Raw genomic sequence first — 25070 nt, 5'->3', positions numbered from 1 at the left:
ACAATGAATGCCACTAAAATTATCCAAACGGTGCTTAGATGTTTCAAAAATTTATTTTCTGAAAAAGGTACTTTTAAAGGTAGTTGTATTCCCGACGTTATCGGTAACCGTAAGCTCTAATTCGCATTCTTTTTGATCAAGAATGATATCATCGAAATTGTAGGTGAGTGTATTCGTTTTGGGCTCGTACTCCATTAGGATCCACTTACCGTTGAGAGTGGCCGAATAGGTATCGATGCCGCTCAAGTCATCGGCAATATAAATACTTAGATAGCGATAATTGTTCAGCCATTGACCGTCTTTAAAATTCTTTGGGCGCACCTTGGGGGCGGTAGTGTCTTTGGCCAAAGTGTAAGTGCCGAGATTACGTGTTCTGGTGGTGAAAGTATCGCCCCGTTTATAGGTTGATGAGTGATAAGGTCTCAGTCGATTGTCCAATCTAGCAATGAACATTTGGTTTCGCTCATCGGCAGAATATTTAGAGACATCAAAAGTAATTGTGAAATTTCTATGGGCAGCTACCCGGCTATTATGTATGGTTACCGTGTCTGGACCTTTTTCAAGCTCTAAATAAAAATTATCATAGAAAGTGTTGGCCGGAAAATAAACTTTGGCCCCTCCCAAATCATAATTGTTGGGTTTTTTGGCAATCACATAGTTATCGGTCTTTTCGAGTTCCTTTGCGATAATTACCGGTTCATTTTTACCCTCGACAGGTATAACAGCCTTGGTCAAATTGCCTTCAAAGTCTTTAATAAGAAGCTCTACCTGATAACTTAGACCTTGGTTGACATCAATTTTACCATCATTGTACAATGTCTTGTAAATGCTCAATTTATTGCCGGGCGCTTTGAACAATTGCTGTACACGCTGGCGGTATCTACCGTACCTATTGTAGTCTATTAAAGTGTTTAGAAGTCTTGTTTCGGAAAAAGAAAAACTTTCAAAATCATAGGCCGTATATGTAGTTCCGTTGACAAGCTGCTCAACAGAGTATACTCCATTTCTATTGGCTGCCAAGTCTTGACGGTCGTACCCTATAAAACCGAAACCGATTGTTCCGGTGGCATTTACTTTTTCGGCTAAATACGATCCGTCTGCCTGCTTTTTGAATTGAAGCTCTATTGGTTCTCTGCTCTGATTGACGATGGCGTCTTCCGATAGGGCATAGGCATAAATTTTTTCAAGGGTAGGGTTGGTGGCATCTCTTACTTCTAAGCCATATAAAAGCGGATTGGTCGGCTTTTCTGAAAGACTGCTCCTAATTTCAAAATGTAAATGCGGCCCTGAAGATCCTCCGGTATTGCCTCCGTAGGCCACTATATTGCTCTGGTCAACTTTAAGCTCGCCATATTTAGGGAAAACTTCCACCTCGTACGATTGTTTTTCGTACTGCACCTTTTTGATGTATTCCTCTATTTCGGGGCCGAACTTTTGCAAGTGCCCATAAACAGAAGTATATCCATTAGGGTGGGCAATATATAGAGCCTTGCCATACCCCCAATGAGATACTTTGATTCTCGTTACGCTACCATCGCCAATGGCGTATATCGGCAGACCTTCCCTCTGCTTTGTTTTGATATCGACTCCAGAGTGAAAGTGGTTCGAACGTAGTTCACCAAAAGTACCGGCCAGTACAATAGGAATATCCATAGGAGAACGAAACGCATCTTGAGGATAATTCTCTTGTCCGGTCAACAACAACGAAAAAAAGAAAAGGATAAGAAAAATAGATTTGCCCATAATCATAGTAAGTGATACGAAATTAGCCAATAGCTTTCAATTCTTGAAAATGAACTTCACAAAAAAACTTTCGACTATGCCAATAACGGACTACCAGACAGTTAAAGTATTACTTCAAGAATAATTGAAAAAAGAATTGCTAACTAGACATAGGTATGTTAACTTTGTGTAAAATGCATCGCGTTTGAAATTATGAGTGAATTGGTCAAGGTTGTCGATTCTTTGGAGAACAAAATCAGCAAGTTACTGCATAAGATGGAGTTGCTTCAACAGACCAATACTAGACTGGAAGACGAACTGAATACCCTTAAAAATGAAAGGGAAAAAGTTCTTGAATCCGTATCCCATTGGGAAAATAAATACAATTCGCTCAAACTTGCTGACACGATGTTTGGCAGTAATACAGATAAGACAGAAGCTAAGCTTAAGATAAATGCTTTGATAAGGGAGTTGGATTATTGCATAGCCCAACTAGCCGAATAATAGTGAGAATAGAAAGATGTCGGAGAAGCTCAAAATAAAACTTTCCATAGCCGATCGGGTCTATCCATTGACCATTGATCCAAGTCAGGAAGAAGGTTTGCGAAAAGCGGCCAAGAATATTGAGCAACTGGCTAAAAAATTCGAACAAAGTTACGCTGTACGCGATAAACAAGATGTTTTGGCCATGTGTGCCTTGCAATTTGCATCTAAAATAGAGCAACGCGGTATCGATCAAACAGAAAATAATAAAGAAGCCACCGACCGCTTAAAAGCATTGGAGCAATTGGTGGCATCAAAGCTTAGTGTAAAGTAGACGTTCTTTAAAATAGCATAAGTTACTGCCCACATTGGTAATATCTTTTGACAAACTCAACGTTAATTTGTTTAAAAAGGGTGAGTTTAGATTGTAAAAGCAGGCCTTCTCGTTTAAGGATCCTTGATCAGTCTGTTAGCCCTAAACCTGTTTTTAGGAGTTTGTACAAAACTTCCTCCGATGTGGGCTTTTTTTATATTAAATTTTCATTGTATGGATATTGCAACACTAATAATAGCGGCAATTGTCGGAATCGCCATCGGTTTCGGAATTGCCAAGTTTATGGAAAAAGGCAAGGCCTCTAAAACCCTTGCCAACGCCAAGCACCAGGCCGATGCCATTCTTAAGAGTGCCAAAGTTGAGGGCGAGAATATTAAAAAGGATAAAATTTTTCAGGCTAAAGAAAAGTTTTTAGAACTCAAGGCCGAACACGAGAAGGTCATTGTTGGTAAGGACAAAAAAATTAATGATGCCGAGAAGCGAACCCGTGATAAGGAATCACAGGTAAGTAGCGAGCTGGCCAAAAACAAAAAACTGAACGATCAGCTCGACTCCAAATTAAAAGAGTTATCGCACAAAGAATCGATTTTTGAGAAAAAACAAACGGAACTTGATAGGCTTCACCGAAATCAAGTGCAACAACTTGAGGTAATATCGGGTTTATCGGCCGATGAGGCAAAAGGCCAGTTGCTAGAATCTTTAAAAGAGACGGCAAAGACCGACGCCATGGCCTTTATACAAACTACGTTGGAAGAGGCCAAATTGACTGCCCAACAAGAAGCCAAGAAAATTGTTATCAACACCATTCAGAGAATAGGTACCGAAGAGGCCGTTGAGAATTGCGTATCGGTTTTCAATCTAGAGTCAGACGATGTAAAAGGCCGTATTATTGGTCGTGAGGGTCGTAATATTAGGGCTCTTGAGTCGGCTACAGGTGTTGAAATTATTGTAGACGACACTCCTGAGGCAATTATACTTTCTTGCTTTGATTCCGTTAGAAGAGAGGTGGCACGTTTATCGTTGCACAAGTTGGTTACCGATGGTAGAATTCACCCGGCACGTATTGAAGAGATTGTAAAGAAGACCGAAAAGCAGATCGAACAAGAGATTGTTGAAGTAGGTAAAAGAGCGGTAATCGATTTAGGTATTCACGGTCTGCATCCTGAATTGGTTCGTGCAGTCGGTAGAATGAAATATCGTTCTTCATACGGTCAAAACTTACTACAGCACTCTCGTGAAGTTGCTAAGTTGTGTGGTGTCATGGCAGCTGAATTAGGTTTGAATCCTAAACTGGCAAAGCGAGCAGGCTTGTTACATGATATTGGTAAAGTGCCGAATACCGAAGCTGAACTAGAAACCCCTCACGCCATTTTAGGTATGCAGTGGGCCGAAAAATATGGTGAGAAACCAGATGTTTGCAACGCTATCGGTGCTCACCACGACGAAATTGAGATGAAAACCCTGATTTCGCCTATCGTTCAGGTCTGTGATGCCATTAGCGGTGCCCGACCAGGTGCTAGAAGACAGGTGTTAGATAGTTATATTCAAAGATTAAAAGATCTTGAGGATATAGCCTTTGGGTTTGGCGGTGTTCAAAAAGCCTACGCTATTCAAGCGGGACGTGAACTTAGGGTCATCGTTGAAAGTGAAAAGGTAAGCGACGACAAGGCGGCCCAACTGTCTTTTGAAATTTCGCAAAAAATACAGACGGACATGACGTACCCCGGCCAAGTGAAAGTTACCGTTATCAGGGAAACCCGATCGGTGAACGTAGCAAAATAAATATTCGTTATTCCAAAGATATGAAAGACCGCCATACGGCGGTCTTTTCTTTTTATAGGGCAGATTATTGAAGATTGTTTAGTTGTTTTTTGCTATTTTTAGCAATTCCTAATTTTTTCTGAGATGAGCGTTTTGCTACGGGTCAAAAACCTCCCCCTTTTTGGTTTGTTATGGTATGGTATCCTATTTCTATCATGTGCTGAAAAACCACCTCAAAACATTGCTTTTGCCGATTTATCCGAAGAAGATAAAAGAAAGCCTGAAAATGCTTTGGCTTCTATGGAGGTGCATGACGATAGCCTAGAATTGACGCTGTTTGCCTCAGAACCAATGATTAGCAATCCCACCAACATGGCCATTGATGCCAAAGGCAGGGTATGGGTCTGCGAGGGTACCAACTACCGTAGTTTTGCCAATCCTGATATTAATTATGAGAATAAAGGCGACCGTATTGTTATTCTAGAAGATACCGATGAAGATGGTATCGCCGATACCTCAAAGGTATTCTATCAAGGTCAGGATATCAATTCAGCATTGGGTATAGCTGTTTTGGGTAATAAAGTGATTGTTTCTGTCAGCCCGAATGTATTTGTTTTTACCGATACCGATGGGGACGATGTTCCCGATTCCAAAGAAGTTCTTTTTTCTGGAATAGGAGGAAAGGATCATGATCATGGGGTACACTCTTTTGTTTTTGGGCCTGATGGAAGACTTTATTTCAATTTCGGTAATAATGGGGAGCGGTTATTGGATAAGAACGGTGACGCGGTAAAGGATAAGTACGGAAATGAAATAGTGGGCGATGGTAGCAATTTTAGGGAAGGAATGGCCTTTAGGATGGAGCTAGATGGCTCAAAACTTGAAGTACTGGGTCACAACTTTAGAAATCCGTACGAACTGGCTTTAGATTCTTACGGAAACATTTGGCAGTCAGATAACGATGATGACGGCAATCAAGGTACTCGCATCAACTATGTGATGGATTATGGTAATTACGGTTTCAAAGATTGGCTTACCGGTCAGAATTGGCGAGAACGTAGAACAGGTTGGGAAGAGGAAATTCCATTTAGGCATTGGCATTTAAATGACCCTGGTACAGTGCCTAACTTATTGCAGACAGGTTCTGGTTCGCCTTGCGGTATGATTGTATATGAAGGTGATTTGCTTCCGAAAAAGTTCAAAGGGCGTTTAATTCATACCGAACCAGGCCACAATGTAGTGCGTACCTACATCGTAGATCCGGAAGGTGCCGGTTTTAAAGCCTCCATTGAAAACCTTTTGACCAGTGAAGACGATTGGTTTCGGCCCGATGACTTGACGGTCGCTCCCGATGGTTCCCTTTTCATATCCGATTGGTATGATGGGGGAGTAGGCGGCCATAAGGCGGAAGATATTCAACGCGGAAGAATCTATCGATTGGCTCCGTCAAAGGCTTACAAGCCGAAATCTTATAGTTTTAAAACAGGAACAGATGCTTTTAAAGGAATCTTATCCGACAATATGGATGTATTCTACCAATCTTGGCTTAAACTAAATGAGATGGGAGATGCAGCCGATCCCTTTGTCAAAGAAATGCTGACCAAAGGTGATATTGCCAAAGCAAGGGCACTTTGGTTGGGCGCAAAGAATTGGACAAAATCTCATAACTATATCAATCTGGCACTTGCTGACAGCGACCCCAAGTTTAGGGCGCAGGGTGTACGCATGGCACGGTACCTTCGTCAGAAAGACCTTCGCATATGTTTGGAAGAAGCAGCACAAGACCCGTCCCCAGAGGTGCGCAGGGAGGTAGCCCTCACTCTACGCCACATCGGTAATGAAAATGCAGCTGAAATTTGGTCTGAGCTTGCCAAGCGACATGACCCCAACGATCGATGGTATTTAGAGGCATTAGGTATAGGGTCTGACAAGTTCGCGGATCTTTACTTTTCAAAGTGGGAAGAAAGCACTAAACCAGAACTTTCTTCCGAAATTGCCAAACAAGTAATTTGGAGAACTAGGGCTTCCAAAACGGTACCCTTGACAGACAAAATTATTCGGGGCCAAAACCTCTCCGATGATTTATTGGAAAGGTATTTTAGATCTTTGGATTTTAAGGAGCATCCGCAGAAGAATCAGATATTGCTTTCACTTCTCAATATAAATCACTCGAAATCGAAAAGAATTCAGGCCTTGGCCATCGCCCAGCTAGATAAAGAGTTTGTTCTGGGCTCACCTCGTAATTTGGCCAAAGTAAAGGCGGTACTTCCTAAAATTCAGGGAACGCCAGAATGGCTAATGGCAGTCAAAAGACTCGAGCTTAAAAATCAGAACAACTACATTTTCGAAATGGCCCAGAATAGCGAATCGGAAGATTTGCAGAAAGAGGCCGCCAATTTGTTGACCGAAACAGACGGAACTGAAATGATTGCCGATTACCTAAGGTCAACCGTTGCCGATAATGAAAAGATGAATTTCTTAAAGATTATGGGCGGGGTTTCAAATGATAACGGTGTTAACGTACTTAAAAATGCTTTGATAGAAGATTCTTTGAGTGCCGCGCTTAACCGTCAAATAGTCGAGGCGTTAGGCAATTCTTGGTCAGGTCAGCATAGCCTTTACGATTTGTTAGAAAACGATAAGCTACCTGAAAATAGCAAAACCGCAGCTGTGTTGAAATTAATGAACAGTTGGAGCAGTGAGATAAAACAAAAGGCCACTCAATTTTTGGCCGATTCAAATCAAGAAGATTTGAATATTGAAGAGCTGGTGGCAATTAAAGGTGATGCCGACAAAGGTCAAGAACTTTATACCACTTATTGTAGCTCTTGCCATATGGCGGCCAACAAAGGTGTCAAGTTCGGGCCTGCATTATCCGATATTGGTAACAAGTTGTCAAAACAGTTTCTTTATTCCAATATAATCTACCCAAGCGCCGGAATCAGTTTCGGATATGAGGGTTATACAGTCGAAATGAACGAAGGCTCTATTTATACGGGTTATGTGTTGAGTAGAACGGAGGATGAAATTACACTGAAAATGATGGGAGACACTCAAAAATCCTTAAATCTTGCAGATATCAAAAAGATGGAAGCTATGGATAGGTCTTTAATGACCGAGGGCCTCCACAAAGTTATGTCAAAAGAAGATTTGGTGAATCTTGTCGAGTATCTGACTACCCTAAAAGTGGACGAACAGGCAGTTGCCGTTCACTAGGGGAAATATTTTGAAAACAAGTATTTAGATAAATCGGTTTATTTAATCCTTCTGGACTGAGTAGTAAAAGATAGGCCTTGTTGACCTACAGTGGAATTCATCACTCCTTCAAATAAAGGTTCAGGAGACTCTATAGGGGTTTTCCATTCAAAGATAAAGTTGGAACCCGTACCTCCGGTAACATCTACTTCATCAATGATTATTTCAGTAGTTTCCATTGGGGCCAGATAAATAGGATGGTCAAAATAAGTACGTACCAATTCACCATGCGTATCATAATAATTGGCCTTTAGTATGTAAATAGTATCTTGATCGCTCGTATTGCGCATACTTACCATGGCGGTAAGATTATGGGTTTTGTGTTCCGAAAGACTATAAATCTGTGAATAAATTGAAAGATAAGATTTACCGCTCTCCAGGCTGTCTTGAGCCGATATCTCAACCTTTCTCTTAGACCAGTTTTCAGGATTAACGGAACTTAACCCTTTTTCTTTTTTAATATCACATGCTACCAAAAAGAAACCGGAAATGAAAAGAAGTATAATAAATCTTGGCAGTTGGTTCATGTATATGGTTTGTGTCTATTTCAACAGATTTCCTTATGGATTGTAATACTTTAGTACAATTTAGCAATGGACCAAAGCATTCATCAAATCTACCAATTTTCTGGCTATTTAATGCTTGTCAAAATGGCCAAGGTAGTTTTTATGGAAGGTAAATTGTGCCTTTGAGGTAAAGCTTTGCATTTCCGCTAATTTCGACTCTATCTTGCAAGTCTTTGCACATCAACCAACCTTTTCTTTCGGACAGTTGCACTGCACTCAATTTGGATTTATTTAGCTTTTTTGCCCATATGGGTGTTAATGAAGTGTGCGCCGAACCGGTGACCGGATCTTCGTCTATACCGGATTGCGGACCAAAAAACCGGGAAACAAAATCACAGGCATCTCCCTTTGCGGTTATGACAAGTCCTCTGGCATCTAAATCACTAATATTTTTAAGGTTGGGCTTCAAAGCTTTGATTTCCGTTTCTGAACCAAAGACTAAGATATAATCGGTTTTGCCTTTATAAGCTTCATTAGCTTCAATTTGAAAACAACTATTTAGTTGCGGGCTTAGGGGAACTTCGATTAGTTTGTCTGTTGGAAAGTTTAGGGTGAGATGGTTTTCTTCTTTTACAATGGTCAAATTACCACTTCGAGGCGAGAAAAAATCAATCTTAGGGCCTTGGTAATTTTCGAATTCAAATAAAACATGGGCTGCAGCTAGAGTGGCATGGCCACAAAGGTCAACTTCTACGCTTGGGGTAAACCAGCGAATGCTATAGCCACTCGAGGTTTTGACAATGAAGGCAGTTTCTGCCAAGTTGTTTTCCATGGCAATTTTTTGCATGATGTTATCATCAAGCCATTGTTCCAAAGGACATACGGCTGCAGGATTGCCCGTGAAAACTTCATTGGTAAAAGCATCTACCTGATATATCTTGATTTCCACTTTCTAATTTTAAATCAAAATTAGGCATTGGTGTCAAGTAATCAAATTTCTTTGGCGAGACTGAAATGAAAGAAAATACCCTTCTTTCCGTTAGGTCTATGGTCGATTCGAATTTGTCCACCTAATTTCTCGATAATAGTCTTTACCGTTGCCAGACCAATACCAGTGTCTTTCGGTCCAGTTCTTTGAAGTGTTTCGAACATTACGAATACTTTGCCCCAAAACTTTTCGGATATACCCGGGCCATTATCTTGAAAAGTGAAATAGTAGAAATCTTCATCCTCGTAAAACTCTATCCATATCTTAATGGGCTGCTCGCAGAATTTAATGGAGTTCTGAAAAAAATTCGTGAAGATTTGAGTAAAACTTGAGGCCGAATTTTTGATAATCGCATTACCGTTCTTGATAAATAGCTCGAATGGGGTAGTGGAACCTAAGTTTTTTACGATATCATTGATTTCCCTTTCAATATGAAAATCATCAAAGGCAATTTCGGAATTCGTTACATTGATATAATTGGTAATACCGCGAATTAAAGACTCCATAAAATGAACCCTATCACCAATGGTATCAAGCCAACTGGGTATTTCGGTACTTTCCAATAAAGAGGAATAGTCTTCTTTGATAAAACCTACCAACGAACTAATACCATGTAAGGGTGTCTTCATATCGTGGGCCAATCGATATGTAAAATGCTTTAGCTGGTTGTTCTTGAGGCTTAACTCTTGATTGATTATTTTTTGAATGGTATATTGTCTTCTCAATTCTAATTGAGCCATTACCTGATTGGCCAACGTAATCAAGGCTTCTTTCTGATTATCAGAGAAATCGTAACGGGGTTTTGTATCTACAACGCATAAAGTACCGATGGCCAGACCGTCTTTCGTACTTAATGGTGCACCCGCGTAAAATTTAACCTTAGGCCCGCCGATTACCATGGGGTTATCAAAAAAACGCTCATCTTCATCGGCATTGTTAACAATGAGAGGTTCATTGGGCCGATTGATGGCATGGGCGCAAAATGCTATGTCTCGGGGTGTTTCAGTGGCATCAATTCCGTAATGCGATTTGAACCATTGTCTTTCTGCATCTACCAACGACACAAGAGCCATTGGAGTGTTGCTTATATCGGCGGCAATTCGGGTAATGCCGTCATACTCTTTCTCTTCAAGGGTATCAAGTATATTAAAGCTATGAAGGGCTTTTAGGCGCTCTGCTTCATCAAAAGGAATTTCTGGTTTTTTCATCTACCAAAAGTTATGCTTTAGAATTCATTGAAAGATTGAACTTTCAAAGTGGATTTAATTCACTTATTACCTGAATTCTGTTAACGCAAACTTGGCTTTGATATTGTTAAAATTCCTAGTTAATTGTAAGAAAAGTATTAAAAAAATCTTTAGTGTCGGATATATTTTCTAGACCCAATATCCAACACGTCTCCGATAAATCCGAGAAGTCTAATCCGCCTTTTGTTATGGCTTCATTGTTATACCTGTTTTCTTTGCCATTATACCGATTACCTAGCTCAACGGCGTGTTGCCATAGGGTCAAAAGCTGTTTATCACCGATTTTCTCTTCCCAATCAGTAAATGATTCCGTACGAAAACCCGGTGTACCATTACCAACCGCATTACCATCGGCAATTTTATGGTACTTACAGTTTTTTTTGACATATGCCAAGTTCTCCTTGTTGGTTACCTCTTCGTTCCACTCGCTATGTTGAACAATATGAATTCGAATTTTAGCATCTAATTTTGGGTTCTCTTGCAATATCTTTTTTACCAGGGCAGCCGAAAAATCAGATTGACCTGCTTCCGCTATCCATATATTTCCGCCTTTGGCAAGAGTTTGTGAAGCTATGTTTTTTACCTTGATTACCGCTTGATCAAAATTGGCATGGGCATCCGTCCAATTACTTCCGAAGGCGAGCTCAAAAAGACTGTTGGGTGGTACGTATAAACCTTCCTGTTCCCCATAGGTGCCAGCCACGGCGTGGTGTTTAATATCTGAATATTGGGTTTGGCTGAGAAGCGATTTGAAAGCCGCTACCGTATGTAAATCATCTACATCGGTTTTGCAATCAAATTGGGCCAACAACAAGTCTTTACTAGGGTCGAGGCGGCCTGCCATTTCATATTGCCCGGTTATCGGAGATTTCGAAGAAGCCACCAAAATAAGGCTCCATCCTATAATCGATAAAGAACCCATTAATTTCATTGTGAAAAGATTTACTAAGTGTATGGTCTAAAGGCTAATTTTCTTCGGTATCAATATCTTCATCGTCATCATTTGATTCTGCCTCTCGGTTGAGACTATTCTCCATGATGTTCAATTTCTTCAATTTACCTTTCCAGGTTGCTAAAGATTCTTTGTGCCCGTTTACCCTTTTGACCACATCCTGTACGATTGGATTATCTTCACTCGAATCTGAAAAGAACTGAAGATTATTTTCTAATTGTCGTATGTCGCCTTTGATTTCTTCTATTTTTTTGCGAATAAAACTTCTCTCGTTCTGAATGGCGTTTACATTATCGGTTTCTGCCAATTCCTGTACTTTGTTACCGTACTTGAGAAGCTCGGCATCTTGGCGACTTATGTTCAACTTTCTAAAAATACCGTCTAGAATCTTATTGAACTTTTGGTCGATGTTTTTCTTTCTAAATGGTACGCGGCCATATGTTTTCCACTCGGCTATAAATTTCTTTAAAGCATCGATGTCTTTTGAATTATTACCGCTAAGCTTGAACTCTTTTAATTTGTCAAGGCAGGCCTCCTTTTTCTTTAGGTTATCTTCTTCCTCTTTAAAGTCTTTGTTCTTAAGCGCATGCAGCCTATCAAAATAATGGTTGCAGGCATTTTTAAACTCTTTCCAGATTTTATCGGAATACTTTCGCGGTACATGTCCGATTTTTTTCCAATCGCTCTGTATGCGCTTCATTTGCGGGGTAGTGCTATCCCAATCGTCACTATCTTTAAGGGATTCTGCCAAATTGAGAAGTTCTCTTTTCTTCTGAAGGTTATCTTGCTGCTCTTTTTTTAGGTTCTTATAATAAGAATTTTTGTTACGGTTAAAACTTCTAACCGTCTCTTTGAACTCAGACCAAGTTTTTTCATTCTTATTTCTAGGAACTTTGCCTGCCGTAAAAAACTGCTCTCTCAGTGCTTCTACCTTTTTTATTTGCTGCTGTAATCCTCTATGGTTATTAGCGGTATTACCGGCAACCTGCCTTATTTCAGATATAATTTCCTGTTTCTTTTCCCAGTTTTTTTCGTACTCAGAATCGAGCTGTTTGTAATAATCCTGTCTTCTTTGGTGCAATACTTTGGTAGCATTGCTAAAACGCTCCCAAATTTCTTCACGGTGCTCTTGGCCTACAGGCCCGACATCTTCTTTCCAGATTTTATGAAGTATCTGAAGCTCTCTAAAGACTTTGTTGAGGTCTGGTTCGGTAGCTAGCGCCTCGGCTTGCTGAACCAGTTTCTCTTTTTCGCCAAGATTGTGTTTAAAATCAAGATCGCGCAACTCACGGTTCAAATGCAGAAAATCATAGAAAATTTCTACATGGTGCTGATAGGTTCTCCAAACATCGTTGTAATTGGCTCTAGGTATGGGGCCGGCGTTTCGCCATTGTTCCTGTAAATCTTTAAAGGTTTTATAAGTCGAGTTCATGTCTTCTTCAACACTTACCAATCCTTTGAGTTCTTCAATGATTTCAAGCCTTTTGTTGAGATTAGACTTTAAGTCTTTTTCTAAGTTTTTATAGTATTGGTTGCGCTTTTCACGATAGTCTGAGTATACCTCGTTAAACTGCCTTTTCGTAACAGAGTTATAGCGAAAATCAACTTCGTTACCGCCACTGGCGACGAAATCTTCTTTTTTCTGCTCAATGAAATCTTGAAATTTAAGGTCAAATTCAGATTTAATGCCATCAACATGTTTTTTGATGGCCTGTACTTTCTCGTTTCTCACCAGTCGTTGTAACTCACCTACTAAGTTTTCCATCGACATAGAATGGTAGTCTAGAATAGGTATGGTGTGCCTGTGCTGGTTGTCGGTATCTTCGGCATCTTCGGCATTATTTTCATCGATTTCGCCCAGAACGTCGTCCTGATTATCTGCATTGTCATCTGGTTCGTCGCTCGATGATGTATCTGCAGATTCAACAACTTCGTTGTTTTCGCTTGCGGGTTGATCCGTCAATGTATCTTCAGTATCTACATCGTTTGAGTTGTTCCCCGAAGCTACACTATCATTTTCAATCTCAGATGCTTCAGTTTGGGAAACAGTTTCACCCTTCGGGTTCTCTGCCTCCGTTATGTTCTCTTGAAGTTTTTTATCTTCAGACATTATCGTTGTTGTTTGTTTGACCCTTACACACCTTGAAATATTTTTCGGTATGCATTCTCCTTCTCCAAAAATTCTTAGGGACTGAATGTAATCACATGATAAGATTAATGAATTGTGATTTTAAACATCAGCTCTATTTAATGGTAAGATACTAACAACCTTATAAAGTACAAAGGTTCTCACATTATTTTAAGAAACCACAGCAATCGGGTCGGGGCGTCAATTAAATTCACTCTTAGAAGCTAGTGAAGCCAGAAAATCTTGATTATATCAAAATAGATTCCGGTTGTTAAGAAATGACATTACATATTCCATATTTCCCAAGCCCTGTCAGCTTGCAATTCAAGCATTCTCAATCCATTACAGATTTGAGCACCTCTTGATTCACCCTCTTTAAGAAATGCGGTCTTATTAGGATTGTAAATCAGGTCAAAAAGTAAATGGTCTTTACCAATAAACTTATACGGTATATTAGGTTTAAATTCTATATTGGGATGCGTGCCAAGTGGGGTACAGTTGGTAATCAGCGTGTGCTCTTTAATCGTTTTTTCGTCAAGATCATTATAATTCAACTGATTCTCTAGAGGACTTCTTGAAACGATTTTAAACTCTATTTTTAGTTCTTTCAATACGTAGGCAATGGCCTTAGATGCGCCCCCAGTGCCTAGAATGAGAGCTTTGGTATGGTGAGCCTTTAAATGGGGTTCTAGTGATTTTTGAAAGCCATAGGCATCTGTATTGTGCCCTACAAGACCCGAAGGCGTAAATTGAATAGTGTTGACTGCACCAATTTCACTTGCCTGAGGACTTAGACTATCCAAAAATTCAATAACATCTTGTTTGTAGGGTATGGTTACGTTTAAACCCTTTAAATCCTTATTGTTTTTGAGCATATCAGGAAACTGATCAGCCTCTTGAAGGTCAAAATTCTCATACGAGTGATTTTCCAGTTGCAGGGTTTCGAACTTTTTCTTGAAATATCCTCTAGAAAAAGAGTAAGAAATATTTCTTCCGACAAGGCCAAACCTTTTTTTGCTATCAATCATTATTCTTTTTTCTGTTTTTTCCGTACCAATCCAAAGAAAGCAATATAACTACACCCACAATTACGAAAAAAAGGGCCCACCACGTTTCATAACTGCCCCAATCGGGCAGGTAACGTTCGTAGTTGACTATGATCTGTTTGCCGTTAGAATCTAAGATGGCATTTCCCTCACTGTCCGTTTTTATAATAGTTTTTTTCCATGGCCATACCACTCCTAAAGACCCCGTAATAAAACCAATAATTACCGCCGTGGTAATATGTTTAAAGTGCTTTAGAACATAACTCAACAAATGGGATAGGCTCACCAAACCAGTAGCTGAACCTACCGTGAAAACTGCCAATATAACTAAGGTATCTAGACGTTCACCATTATCGACGAAACTAAAATCACCTCTGAGTATTTCGGCAAAAGTGTCATACAATGCGTTGACCGAATCGACCAGCAACAATACATAATTTCCTAGAAGAATGAGGATAAAAGATCCTGAGAGCCCCGGCAGGGTCATACCCGAAACACTGATCATGCCACATAAAAAGATGAAAAATAGGTTGTCGTTCTCTTTTGCTGGACTCAGAAAACTAATGGAGATTCCTATAATAAGACCGATAATTCCCGAGGTTATCGTGGTTCGGTTCCAATGTTCAAAATCTTTTGAGATGTAATAAATAGACCCCAAAATCATTCCGAAGAAAGCAGCCCAAACGTACAGTTCTTTTTGTTCCAAAAAATAATCCAACAACTTCGAAATGCTGAAATAGCTGACCAGCATACCAAAAAGAAGTAGAGAAAGAAAAGGGCCGTTTACATACCGATAGAAACTTTTAAACCTACCATTGAAAAGTAGCTTAAAAGCCTTGGTATTGATTTTTTGAAGGGAATAGATAAACTCTTCGTAAAAGCCGGCCACAAAGGCTACAATGCCACCCGATACACCGGGAACCTTATTGGCAGCCCCCATGCACAGGCCTTTAATGACCAAAAAGAGCTTGTCTAAAAATGACCGGGGTTCGTACATGTAAGTGCTCTTATTTTTTTGCTGCGATGCGCTCTAAGATAAAAATAAGACCAAATCCGACCAACGCAGCAACTATTGCAATTACTAATTGGTTGTCGCCTGCAAAATTGAATGGTGAAACGTTCTCGTCGATGGTAATTATTTTTTCGCCAATTGTACGGGTTTCCAAAACGCGTTTCCAAGGCCAAATTTTGTTCAGAGAACCGATAATAAAGCCGGTCAATAGCGCCAAGGTCAAATTTTTGTAATGGGTAAACATCCATTTCAAAAGACGTGCAAAACTCAAAATACCAAAGATAGCGCCAGCTCCGACCACTGCTATTATCTTGAAATCCATATTGTGCAGGGCGTCGATAATGGTTTTGTAAGAACCGAGTAGAACTAATATAAACGCCCCTGAAATTCCGGGTAAAATCATGGCACAGATGGCAAGTGCGCCCGAAAGAAACAAAAACGGGAGACTGTCTACACTACCTGAAGGGGGCAGAGTAGTAATGTAGTAGGCGGTTGCGGCACCTATAATCAAGGCGATTACTGTGGCCACGTTCCATTTCTTTACCTCTTTACCTACCAATAAAATACTGGCGATGACCAAACCAAAAAAGAATGACCAAATAAGAATAGGCTTGTTCTCAAGAAGCCAACTCACCAATTTAGCCAATGACAGAACACTGATGCCTATTCCGATAAAAAGGGCAACTAGAAAATTACCGTTCAGCTGTTGCCATGCAGACTTGAAGCCGTTTTCTTTCAACGTTTTGATCAATGATAGGTTTACATTGTTTATTGAAGTAATCAACTCTTCATAAATACCGGAAATAAACGCAATTGTACCACCTGAAACACCAGGCACAACGTCGGCAGCACCCATGGCCATGCCTTTTAATGTGACTAAAAAGTATTGAAATAAGTTTCTGTTCTCCATTGAAATTAATTGAGCGAAAACAAAAATAACCTTTTTAAAATGGTATCGTGATTAAAATAAGGCAAAGCGTGCCGGTCGAAACCAAGGTAGAAAATTGAACCACAGATAATCAAATCTGATATTAACCTCGAAAAGAGAGATTTACCTTAGCGATTTCTCGATTTTGGCCACGATACCACGCAACCAGTCGGTGGCCGCATATTGTGGATATTCTTGTTTGAATGCATCTAGTTTTTTAAAATCTAGATTTAATGCATCAATTAAACAAATTCGAGCATTGATGGTATCGTTCATGTCAAGGTAGCATCCCGCTGTTTTATACTTTAGTTCAGCGTTATCCGGATAGAATTCTTGTCCCTGTGATAATACATGAATGGCCCCTGGTAAATCATCATTTCTTTTAATGACCTCTGCCCAATCGAGCCATGTGCCCAATTCATAATTGCCAAGGTCTACGGCCTGCTTATAAGAAAAATCGGCTTGATCGTAGCGCTCAAGAGCAAAATTGATCATGGCACATTTTTTCCAATATTGCGGATTTTCACCATCGATATTCAAGGCCTTATTCACATAGAATAGTGCCTTTTTGTAGTTTTTACGTCTATAGTAGAAATCGGTAATCGCCAACCAACCCTTATCTAGAAGAGGGTCTTCATGTACCGTGTGATAATAGTAGTACTTGGCCATTTCATCGTTCTCCAATCGCTCATAGCATTTACCAATTCTTAGGTAGGCATGAGAGGTCGGGTCTTCCATTTGAATGGTTGTCTCGTAGTTCTCTATAGCCTCATTGTACTTGCCCAGTTTTTCAAGAACCTTTCCCTTTTCAAAATAGGCGCCGATAAAAGTGTCATCGGAAATGATAGCAAAATCAAAGGCGGTCAATGCCTCCGAAAGCATATTTTTGGCAATGTATTGCTTACCCAATTGATGCCAAGCGACCTCGCAATACGGATTGCGCTCTAAATAGTCGTTCAGATAAACAATGGCACCATCATGATCTTCTAAAAACTCAAAGCAGTAGATTACATTGTAAAGCGATGAATAATCTTGCTCATCGAAATCTACACAGCGCATAAAACTCTCTTTGGCCAGCTTGTAATCGTCCATAAAGAGATACTCCATTCCTAAAAGGGAATAAATATCAAAGCTATTATCGGTAAGGTCTAGAGCTTTGTTCAGAAACTCGACAGCGGCCTCATGATTGTCTTTTTTAGAGAAAATATTGGCCCGCTGAATAAAGATTTCTTCATTGCTGCTATCCAGTAATTGAAGCTCATCGAGATACTGCTCGGCTTGGTCGAGATGGTTCTCAAAAACAAGAACCTCTACATCGAGTAGCTTTAGTTCAATGGAACCCGGGTGCTGTTGAAGCCCAATTCTAATTGCTTTTTTGGCCAAGGTAATCTTGCCGTTGTTCAGATAGTGATGGATGATATCCTCAAAATCTTCGGCATCGAAGAAATAAACATCGTCAGTCTTGAGCATTGATTCAAACTTGGCGATGGATTGGTCTGGCCTTTCGTTAGATTCTAACGCCATAAGAACGTTTTGGTTAAACTATGGAATTAAAAGTAACCTTTTGAAAGGCACTTTTTTTTCCGTTGGAGCCTATATTATTAACAAATTAGTTAACAGCTTATTGCTCATATGCATTTAAAACTTCAAGTATTGTGCCACATCCGATTTCTATTTCATGTTCTGACATGGTCAGGGGTGGCGAGATTCGTAAGGCCCTCGGTTCGAACTGTAACCAAAAGAGAATCAGTCCCTTTTGGGCGCATGTCAAAATTACATGGTTAGCCAATTCAGCCGATTTTAGTATGGGGGCAAGCATCAATCCAGTACCTCTAATTTCCTCAATAAGAGGGTGTCGAAGGTACCTTCGAAACAAGGCCTCTTTCTTTGAGATTTGTTTCATAATATCTGATTGAACCAATTTTTTTAAGGTGGCCAACGAAGCCGCAGCAATTACAGGGTTTCCACCAAAGGTGGTAATATGACCTAATTTTGGGCTATGTTGTAAATGGGCCATTAGGGCATTGGAGGCAACAAAAGCACCTACTGGAAGACCTGAAGCCATGCCTTTACCGATAACCAGAATATCAGGAACAATATTATAGTGTTCAAAAGCAAACAATTTACCTGTTCTGCCGAAACCTGGTTGAATCTCATCAAGAATCAGTAGTGTACCCGTCTCATCACATCGCTTACGAACTTCTTGGAGGTAATTTTTCTCCGGAAGAATAAATCCGGCCCCTCCTTGAATAGTCTCTAAAATTACGGCCGCTGTTTGGTGGGTTATATTCTCTACATCATCAACAGAATTAAACCTGATGAAGTGCACATCGGGAAGCAAGGGTCTAAAAGGTCCTTTTCTTTCTTTATTGCCTAATACGCTCAAACTGCCCATGGTGTTGCCATGGTAGGCATTTTTGGCGGCTATCAACTGGCTTCTTCCTGTAGCCCTTCTCGCCAATTTTAAAGCGCCTTCGACTGCTTCGGTGCCCGAATTGACCAAATAGGTAGTATCCAGGCCTGCTGGTAGAACCGAGGCCAATAATTTAGTGTATTCAACTGCGGGTGCTTGGGCATATTCGCCATACACCATCACGTGCATGTATTTTTCCGTCTGGTCTTTAATGGCAGAAACCACTTCGGGGTGGCAATGGCCTAAAGTACACGCAGAAACCCCTGCTACAAAATCAAGATGGGCTTTACCGCCGGTGTCATAGATATAACTGCCTTCAGCCTTTTCCACCTCCATTGCCAGAGGGTGAGGAGAGGTTTGGGCCTGATATTTTAAGAAATCATCTGTCATGGCCGCTAATTTTCTAATGAATTATTGGAATTGGTTCGGGTCGGAGGTAACCTTAATTTGTTTTGGTCTGTCGGAAACCTTGGTATTGATAGGAACGTTTTTGGTCGGAGGGATGCCATTTACGGGGTCGTTCGAATTTTGATCACGTTCGGCCTCCAATGCATCAATATCGATTGGGTTGTCGAGACCATTGATAACGACCAGCTCTAAATTATTGTCGTCCTCATCAAAAATATCTTCCATTTTTAATATTCTCTCATCTCCCCGCCAAACAAAGCCTTTTAGTTTTCTACTTTCAAAAGGAAGCTCTTTGTCTGGAAATATATCACCATCAGGATCGGTATAAAAGGTAAGGTCTTCCACATCGTTATTGGCCATCGTAATTCGAATTTTACTACAAATCGTTTTATCGATACCAATGAGCTCGTCATCATCATTGTACATGTAATAGATGACTTCTGTGTTCTTTATGAGGTCAATAATTTTCAATTCGTTATCGATGAATTTACCAAAAAGATCTTTGCCCTTTGCCTGATTGTAACCTGTTTTACTGATACTATCAAGCGATACGATGAAGGCATTGTTGATTACCTTTAAAGAATCGAGTTTTTCGGTTTTCAAGTTTGATATCAAATGAATACTATCACCGGTCATTTGGTTTTCGCCATTCCATAGTACCGGATTTCTTATTAGTTGGGTAATTCCGGTTTTTTCGGAGAAGTGAAGGGAGTCACATTTGCCGCTCAAATCGGTTTTATAGAATTTGGCATTATGAAAAGCGCGTGAAATTCTATTTTTTGGCTTTCCGGTAACCATTAAGGTATCGCCGTGCATATAAAGGGAATCTTGCTCTACCAAACTTATAGAGACAGCTCTTTTCGTGGCGAAAACGGAGTCTTTTGCCTTATAAATTTCTGCATAATGCGCTTTTATAACACCGTCGTTTACCGTATCGGTCACCACTATATTATTAGTCGCGGAAGCAAATTCGGTCGCTTTGTCAAAAAAGACACTATCACCTTCGATTATTCTATTGTTGTAGTCGATTCTGGTGTTTTTAATTCCGTAACCACTCTCTATTTTAGTGTCGTAAAAACCTCGTTCACAGTAAATTTTATAGCTTTCCCCTGTGATAGTCGAAGCACCGTACATGTAGGCGTTCTTTGAGGTCGTGTAGTAATCTAAGCGTTCAGAATCTAAGGTATATTGCGGATTTTGGATATGTACACTATCTAGAAACTGATATTTCTTCAGTTCCATAAAATAGCGCCCTATTTCACTGGTGAGTGTGTTGGTCGAATCTACAATCGTACCCGAACTGTTATAATACGATTCTTGATTCTCTCTATCAAAATAAAGGGTGTCTGTACGAAGCGTCATTTGACCTGTCTGCTGATCAGCTCTTAGAAGAACATCTTCGTAGGCTTTTGCCAATTTGGTCTCGCCATCGTAATTTATTTTTCCACTAGTAAGTTCGATGGAGTCTCCTTGTTGCAAGCGAACGTTTCCTAGAGCCCTAAGCCTATTTTCCTTTTGATAGTAAATGGCTATGTCGCACCAGAGATCAGCCCCTTGGTGCTCAAACTGAACTTGTCGGGTATCTTTACTGAAAATCGAAGCACCCGGAAACTGCGCCTCGTTCTTCGTAAAGTTGGCCCCGTAGACGATATTGATCTGCTTGTTTTGAACGGTGTCAGCACTTTGGTTTTGCCCCTGTGCATAACAAATGGTAGAACACGCTAGGAAAATTAGAATGCGGGAAATTAGATTCAATTCCTATTAGATTTTGTCCAAAAATAGTCTTTTTGTGGTCTATGGAATAGAGTTTAGCAAAGATTTAGCAAGTACCTATAGCAGTCTAGGCACCTAAACCTTCTTTGCTAAACCCAAGATTATCTTAAAATCGTTTGAGTACGGTCAGGACCGACCGATACGATCTTTATAGGCACTTCAAGCTCTTTTTCTAAAAATTCTATATAAGCAGCAAGCTCTTTTGGCAGCTCGTCGGCTTTCGACATTTTAGTTAAATCTTCTTTCCAACCCTTCATCTCGCTGTAAATCGGGGTAACGTTTTCGGCTTCAATATTGTATGGTAGGTGAGTGATTTTTTCACCTTTATAGTTGTATGCCGTACATATTTTAATGGTTTCGAATCCGCTAAGAACATCAGCCTTCATCATCATAAGCTCTGTAACACCGTTAACTTGAACGGCATATTTCAAAGCTACAATATCAAGCCAGCCACAGCGTCTTGGTCTACCCGTAGTAGCGCCAAACTCGTTGCCGACTCTTCCCATGGTTTCACCATCTTCGTCGAATAACTCGGTAGGAAACGGTCCGCTACCCACACGTGTTGTATATGCTTTAAAGATACCTTTCACCTCACCGATTTGGTTCGGTGCAACGCCTAAACCAGTACAAGCACCAGCGGCGGTGGTATTACTGGAAGTTACGAAAGGGTAGGTGCCAAAATCGATATCAAGAAGTGATCCTTGCGCGCCTTCGGCCAAAATTTTCTTACCTGACCTTTGAGCCTGAAACAGATATTCTTCACTATCGATAAAGGTGAGTTTTTTTAGTGCTTCTACTGATTTGAAGAATTCGTTTTCCAACTCGGCCAAGTCATATTCTATATCAACATTGTAGTAGTCGATCATAGCTTCGTGCTTGTCGGCAAGGGCACGGTATTTTTCTTTCCAATCGCTCATCTCAAGATCACCTATTCTCATGCCGTTACGACCTGTTTTATCCATATAGGTGGGGCCGATACCCTTAAGGGTCGAGCCTATTTTGGCCTTACCTTTAGAAGTTTCAGAAGCAGCATCGAGCAAACGATGGGTAGGTAAAATTAAATGTGCCTTACGGGAAATGAGCAATTTCGATTTTATATCGATTTTAAACTGCTCAAGGGCTTCTAACTCTTTTTTGAAAATAACAGGATCTATTACCACCCCATTGCCAACTATATTAATGGCATTTTTGTGAAATATACCTGAAGGAATGGTATGAAGTACGTGTTTAATGCCATCAAATTCCAAGGTGTGCCCAGCATTCGGACCTCCTTGAAATCTGGCAATTATATCATAGTTTTTGGTCAGTACATCGACGATTTTTCCTTTTCCTTCGTCTCCCCACTGTAATCCTAACAATAAATCTACTGCCATTTAAAATTTTCGCTTAGCTGTTGGTGTTTTCGTTTTTATTTCTGGTGCCATAGAAATAAAGAGAGTGGTTACTGATCTTGATATCAAAAACCTCTTCTATGGTCTTTTTTATAGATTGAATACGAGGGTCGCAGAATTCTACGACCTCACCTGTATCGGTAAGTATTACGTGATCGTGTTGGCGGTCGAAATATGACTTTTCGTATTGTGCCTGGCTCTTACCAAATTGGTGCTTGCGAACAAGTTTGCATTCTAAAAGCAATTCAATGGTATTGTATAGGGTTGCCCGGCTTACCCTATAGTTCTTATTTTTCATGTTAATGTAAAGCGATTCTATATCGAAATGCTCTTCACTATCATATATTTCCTGTAAAATAGCGTAACGCTCGGGTGTTTTTCGATGCCCGTTATCCTCTAGAAAGGTGGTAAATACGTTTTTGACTATTTCTTGGTTTTTATTTTCTGCCATAACAAGAGTACGTACTACAATTTGCAAATGTACAGTTATATTTTAATTCAAATCTACAAACGGGTTACTTTATCTATTCCGTTGATGCGCTTGAGGTTTTCAATCAACTTTTTGAGAATGCCGTTATTCTTTACCACTACAGTGATACGGCCTGTGAAGGTGCCACCATCGGTACTGAAATTTAAATTGCGCATGTTTACATGCATATCGTCTGAAATGACTTCGGTTATCTCATTTACGAGACCAAGATTGTCGATACCTGTAAGTTTGATTTCACTCTGAAATTCTTCTTGTGTAGAGTCGATCCACTTGGCAGTGATGATACGATACGCATAATTCGATTGTAATTGTATCGCGTTGGGGCAGGCTTTTTTATGCACTTTTATGCCTTCGTTAACGGTCACAAAACCAAATACTTCATCACCTGGAATGGGGTTGCAACATTTAGAAAGGGTATACTCGAGTTTTTCCTCTTCCTTACCAAAAACCAGTACATCGAACTTTGAAGTGATTTCTTCTCTATCAATGCTTTCAGGAACAGGGGTTCTTCGAATTTTATTCTTAAAGAAGCTGATAAAAGCATTACTGTAAGACGACACAAAATCTTTGATCATTTGATTGTCGATAGCCCCAATACCGACTCTGTAAAAAAGATCTAAGCTGGTTTTTAGCTTAAAGTAGATGACCATTTTGTTGATGGAGTCTTCGTTCAACGTAACTTTTTGCGAACGTAGCTTTCGGCGCAAAATTTCTTTTCCTTCATCTGCGACAACCTTTTTCTCTTCCCTTAATGAAGATTTGATTTTTGCCCTTGCACGGGCGGTAGTGGCATAATCAAGCCAGTTTTGATTCGGTTTTGCTTGGTCGGAAGTGATAATCTCAACCTGATCCCCACTGTGTAATGTGGTGTTTAAAGGAACCAATTTGCCGTTTACCTTGGCACCTCTGGTGCGCATACCCACCTCGGTGTGAATATGAAAGGCAAAGTCTAGTGGAGTGGCCCCTTTGGGAAGCGATTTCAAATCTCCTTTAGGGGTGAAGACGAAAATTTCTTTGGAATATAGGTTCAATTTGAACTCTTCAACAAAATCTACGGCATTCGAATTGGCGTTTTCCAAAGCTTCTTGAAGTCTGTTGAGCCACATCTCAATGCCTTGTTCTTTTTGTTCACCATGCTTGTACTTGAAGTGAGCCGCATACCCCTTTTCTGCAATTTCATGCATACGCTCACTTCGAATCTGAACTTCTACCCATCTACCTTTTGGGCCCATAACGGTAATGTGCAGGGCTTCATAGCCGGTCGATTTGGGGGAGGATATCCAGTCGCGTAATCGAACTGGGTTAGGGGTGAAATGGTCGGTTACTATAGAATAAATTTTCCAGGCCAAGAACTTTTCGTTCTGCCTGTCCGACTTATAAATAATTCTAATAGCGAACTTATCGTAAATTTCGTCAAAAGACACATTTTGGGCCTTCATCTTTCTTCTGATAGAGAAGATAGATTTCATCCTGCCTTTAATGTAATAATTGAGTCCTTCTTCTTTTAAAGATTTGTCTATAGTGGCCGAGAAGGCATCAATGTAGGCTTGTTGCTCTTCTTTAGAATCTTCAATTTTTTCCTTAATGTCTCTGTAGACTTCCGGCTCAGTATACTTGAGACTTAAATCTTCGAGGTCGGTTTTAATATTGTAAAGCCCGATTCTATGGGCTAGTGGAGCATATATATACAAAGTTTCCGATGCCATTTGAACTTGCTTGTGCTCGGGCATCGAATCCATAGTAAGCATATTATGGTATCGATCGGCAATCTTGATTAAAATTACCCTGACGTCATCATGAAGGGTGAGCAACATTTTGCGAAAGTTTTCCGCTTGCTGTGAGGTGCTCATATCCTTTTTCAGGTGGGCAATCTTAGTAAGTCCGTCAACAATGCGGGCAATGGTTTCTCCGAACATGCGCTCCATGTCGTCAAGAGTATATTCTGAATCTTCCACCACGTCGTGAAGAAGAGCCGAGGCAATAGCCACCGCATCAAGACCGATTTCAGAGGCAACTATCTTGGCAACTGCTATAGGATGAAATACATAGGCTTCTCCTGATTTTCTTCGCTGATCCTTATGGGCATCCAATGCTACCTCAAAAGCTGAGCGAATAAGGGTCTTGTCATCATCGGTAAGATGTTGATAGCTTATGCGAAGCAATTCTTTGTATTGCTTTGCAATTTCTTTGTTTTCTAGTTCTAAAGCTGCCTCCGTCATATAAAATAAAAATA

Annotated in this window: 19 protein-coding genes and 1 other RNA gene; 5 read left to right on the top strand and 15 right to left on the bottom strand. The window is 40.2% G+C overall.

The features are described 5' to 3' along the window. Window positions 1-51 precede the first annotated feature (51 nt). Window positions 52-1743 (bottom strand): M23 family metallopeptidase, encoded by a 1692-nt coding sequence (locus D1013_RS14695; RefSeq protein ID WP_121849553.1) that lies wholly within the window; start codon window positions 1741-1743, stop codon window positions 52-54. 192 nt (window positions 1744-1935) lie between these two features. Between D1013_RS14695 and D1013_RS14690 the strand changes: the two genes are divergently transcribed. The 5 genes from D1013_RS14690 to D1013_RS14670 all read left to right on the top strand — a co-directional run bounded on the left by D1013_RS14690 (window position 1936) and on the right by D1013_RS14670 (window position 7516). Further along, window positions 1936-2226, top strand: coding sequence for a coiled-coil domain-containing protein (locus tag D1013_RS14690; RefSeq protein WP_121849552.1), 291 nt, complete (start codon window positions 1936-1938; stop codon window positions 2224-2226). Window positions 2227-2242: 16 nt separating this feature from the next. Next, window positions 2243-2539 (top strand): cell division protein ZapA, encoded by a 297-nt coding sequence (locus D1013_RS14685; RefSeq protein ID WP_121849551.1) that lies wholly within the window; start codon window positions 2243-2245, stop codon window positions 2537-2539. Between the two features lie 54 nt (window positions 2540-2593). Next, window positions 2594-2702: non-coding RNA, 6S RNA (gene ssrS / locus D1013_RS14680), on the top strand. Between the two features lie 50 nt (window positions 2703-2752). Next, a complete protein-coding gene (gene rny / locus D1013_RS14675; protein ID WP_121850748.1) occupies window positions 2753-4321 on the top strand; it encodes a ribonuclease Y in 1569 nt (522 codons plus the stop codon). Window positions 4322-4444: 123 nt separating this feature from the next. Beyond that, entirely contained in the window at window positions 4445-7516 is a 3072-nt protein-coding gene (locus D1013_RS14670) for a PVC-type heme-binding CxxCH protein (RefSeq protein WP_121849550.1), read from the top strand. 38 nt (window positions 7517-7554) lie between these two features. On the opposite strand, the gene D1013_RS14665 is transcribed toward D1013_RS14670, so the two are convergent. The 14 genes from D1013_RS14665 to D1013_RS14600 all read right to left on the bottom strand — a co-directional run bounded on the left by D1013_RS14665 (window position 7555) and on the right by D1013_RS14600 (window position 25056). Further along, the gene (locus D1013_RS14665; protein WP_121849549.1) at window positions 7555-8082 is read right to left on the bottom strand and encodes a DUF3124 domain-containing protein; all 528 of its coding nucleotides are present in this window, start codon (window positions 8080-8082) and stop codon (window positions 7555-7557) included. 139 nt (window positions 8083-8221) lie between these two features. Continuing rightward, window positions 8222-9010 carry a PhzF family phenazine biosynthesis protein gene (locus tag D1013_RS14660; RefSeq protein WP_121849548.1) on the bottom strand — a complete coding sequence of 263 codons (789 nt, stop codon included), beginning with the start codon at window positions 9008-9010 and terminating at the stop codon, window positions 8222-8224. A gap of 41 nt (window positions 9011-9051) precedes the next feature. Then, window positions 9052-10257 (bottom strand): sensor histidine kinase, encoded by a 1206-nt coding sequence (locus D1013_RS14655; RefSeq protein WP_121849547.1) that lies wholly within the window; start codon window positions 10255-10257, stop codon window positions 9052-9054. Window positions 10258-10372: 115 nt separating this feature from the next. Continuing rightward, on the bottom strand, window positions 10373-11227 hold the full coding sequence (locus tag D1013_RS14650; protein WP_121849546.1) for a hypothetical protein: 855 nt from the start codon (window positions 11225-11227) through the stop codon (window positions 10373-10375). Between the two features lie 34 nt (window positions 11228-11261). Continuing rightward, on the bottom strand, window positions 11262-13358 hold the full coding sequence (locus tag D1013_RS14645) for a DUF349 domain-containing protein (protein WP_121849545.1): 2097 nt from the start codon (window positions 13356-13358) through the stop codon (window positions 11262-11264). Between the two features lie 302 nt (window positions 13359-13660). After that, window positions 13661-14404, bottom strand: a complete 744-nt coding sequence (locus tag D1013_RS14640; RefSeq protein WP_121849544.1) for a shikimate dehydrogenase family protein — start codon at window positions 14402-14404, stop codon at window positions 13661-13663. After that, the gene (locus D1013_RS14635) at window positions 14397-15419 is read right to left on the bottom strand and encodes a DUF368 domain-containing protein (protein ID WP_121849543.1); all 1023 of its coding nucleotides are present in this window, start codon (window positions 15417-15419) and stop codon (window positions 14397-14399) included. Before D1013_RS14635 ends, D1013_RS14640 begins: the two co-directional genes overlap by 8 nt. 10 nt (window positions 15420-15429) lie before the next feature. After that, entirely contained in the window at window positions 15430-16344 is a 915-nt protein-coding gene (locus D1013_RS14630) for a polyprenyl-phosphate transporter (RefSeq protein ID WP_121849542.1), read from the bottom strand. Between the two features lie 141 nt (window positions 16345-16485). Beyond that, complete coding sequence (locus D1013_RS14625) at window positions 16486-17886, bottom strand: tetratricopeptide repeat protein (protein ID WP_121849541.1); 1401 nt, start codon at window positions 17884-17886, stop codon at window positions 16486-16488. A gap of 97 nt (window positions 17887-17983) precedes the next feature. Continuing rightward, complete coding sequence (locus D1013_RS14620; RefSeq protein WP_121849540.1) at window positions 17984-19165, bottom strand: aspartate aminotransferase family protein; 1182 nt, start codon at window positions 19163-19165, stop codon at window positions 17984-17986. 21 nt (window positions 19166-19186) lie between these two features. Then, window positions 19187-20938 carry an OstA-like protein gene (locus tag D1013_RS14615; protein ID WP_121849539.1) on the bottom strand — a complete coding sequence of 584 codons (1752 nt, stop codon included), beginning with the start codon at window positions 20936-20938 and terminating at the stop codon, window positions 19187-19189. Between the two features lie 119 nt (window positions 20939-21057). Continuing rightward, window positions 21058-22329, bottom strand: coding sequence for an adenylosuccinate synthase (locus D1013_RS14610; RefSeq protein WP_121849538.1), 1272 nt, complete (start codon window positions 22327-22329; stop codon window positions 21058-21060). A 13-nt stretch (window positions 22330-22342) separates the two neighbouring features. Then, window positions 22343-22798 (bottom strand): Fur family transcriptional regulator, encoded by a 456-nt coding sequence (locus tag D1013_RS14605; protein ID WP_121849537.1) that lies wholly within the window; start codon window positions 22796-22798, stop codon window positions 22343-22345. Between the two features lie 53 nt (window positions 22799-22851). Then, entirely contained in the window at window positions 22852-25056 is a 2205-nt protein-coding gene (locus tag D1013_RS14600) for a RelA/SpoT family protein (protein ID WP_121849536.1), read from the bottom strand. Window positions 25057-25070: the final 14 nt, after the last annotated feature.

Origin of the sequence: Euzebyella marina (genome assembly GCF_003687485.1) — a bacterium.
Lineage (GTDB): Bacteria > Bacteroidota > Bacteroidia > Flavobacteriales > Flavobacteriaceae > Euzebyella > Euzebyella marina.
Note: the sequence above shows the minus strand (reverse complement) of the source record. Positions and strands in the feature narration are given on the sequence as shown.

Coding starts and splice junctions, on each gene's coding strand:
- D1013_RS14695 (WP_121849553.1), bottom strand. CDS start 1,743: ATGGGCAAATCTATTTTTCTTATCCTTTTCTTTTTTTCGTTGTTGTTG.
- D1013_RS14690 (WP_121849552.1), top strand. CDS start 1,936: ATGAGTGAATTGGTCAAGGTTGTCGATTCTTTGGAGAACAAAATCAGC.
- D1013_RS14685 (WP_121849551.1), top strand. CDS start 2,243: ATGTCGGAGAAGCTCAAAATAAAACTTTCCATAGCCGATCGGGTCTAT.
- rny (WP_121850748.1), top strand. CDS start 2,753: ATGGATATTGCAACACTAATAATAGCGGCAATTGTCGGAATCGCCATC.
- D1013_RS14670 (WP_121849550.1), top strand. CDS start 4,445: ATGAGCGTTTTGCTACGGGTCAAAAACCTCCCCCTTTTTGGTTTGTTA.
- D1013_RS14665 (WP_121849549.1), bottom strand. CDS start 8,082: ATGAACCAACTGCCAAGATTTATTATACTTCTTTTCATTTCCGGTTTC.
- D1013_RS14655 (WP_121849547.1), bottom strand. CDS start 10,257: ATGAAAAAACCAGAAATTCCTTTTGATGAAGCAGAGCGCCTAAAAGCC.
- D1013_RS14650 (WP_121849546.1), bottom strand. CDS start 11,227: ATGAAATTAATGGGTTCTTTATCGATTATAGGATGGAGCCTTATTTTG.
- D1013_RS14645 (WP_121849545.1), bottom strand. CDS start 13,358: ATGTCTGAAGATAAAAAACTTCAAGAGAACATAACGGAGGCAGAGAAC.
- D1013_RS14640 (WP_121849544.1), bottom strand. CDS start 14,404: ATGATTGATAGCAAAAAAAGGTTTGGCCTTGTCGGAAGAAATATTTCT.
- D1013_RS14635 (WP_121849543.1), bottom strand. CDS start 15,419: ATGTACGAACCCCGGTCATTTTTAGACAAGCTCTTTTTGGTCATTAAA.
- D1013_RS14630 (WP_121849542.1), bottom strand. CDS start 16,344: ATGGAGAACAGAAACTTATTTCAATACTTTTTAGTCACATTAAAAGGC.
- D1013_RS14625 (WP_121849541.1), bottom strand. CDS start 17,886: ATGGCGTTAGAATCTAACGAAAGGCCAGACCAATCCATCGCCAAGTTT.
- D1013_RS14620 (WP_121849540.1), bottom strand. CDS start 19,165: ATGACAGATGATTTCTTAAAATATCAGGCCCAAACCTCTCCTCACCCT.
- D1013_RS14610 (WP_121849538.1), bottom strand. CDS start 22,329: ATGGCAGTAGATTTATTGTTAGGATTACAGTGGGGAGACGAAGGAAAA.
- D1013_RS14605 (WP_121849537.1), bottom strand. CDS start 22,798: ATGGCAGAAAATAAAAACCAAGAAATAGTCAAAAACGTATTTACCACC.
- D1013_RS14600 (WP_121849536.1), bottom strand. CDS start 25,056: ATGACGGAGGCAGCTTTAGAACTAGAAAACAAAGAAATTGCAAAGCAA.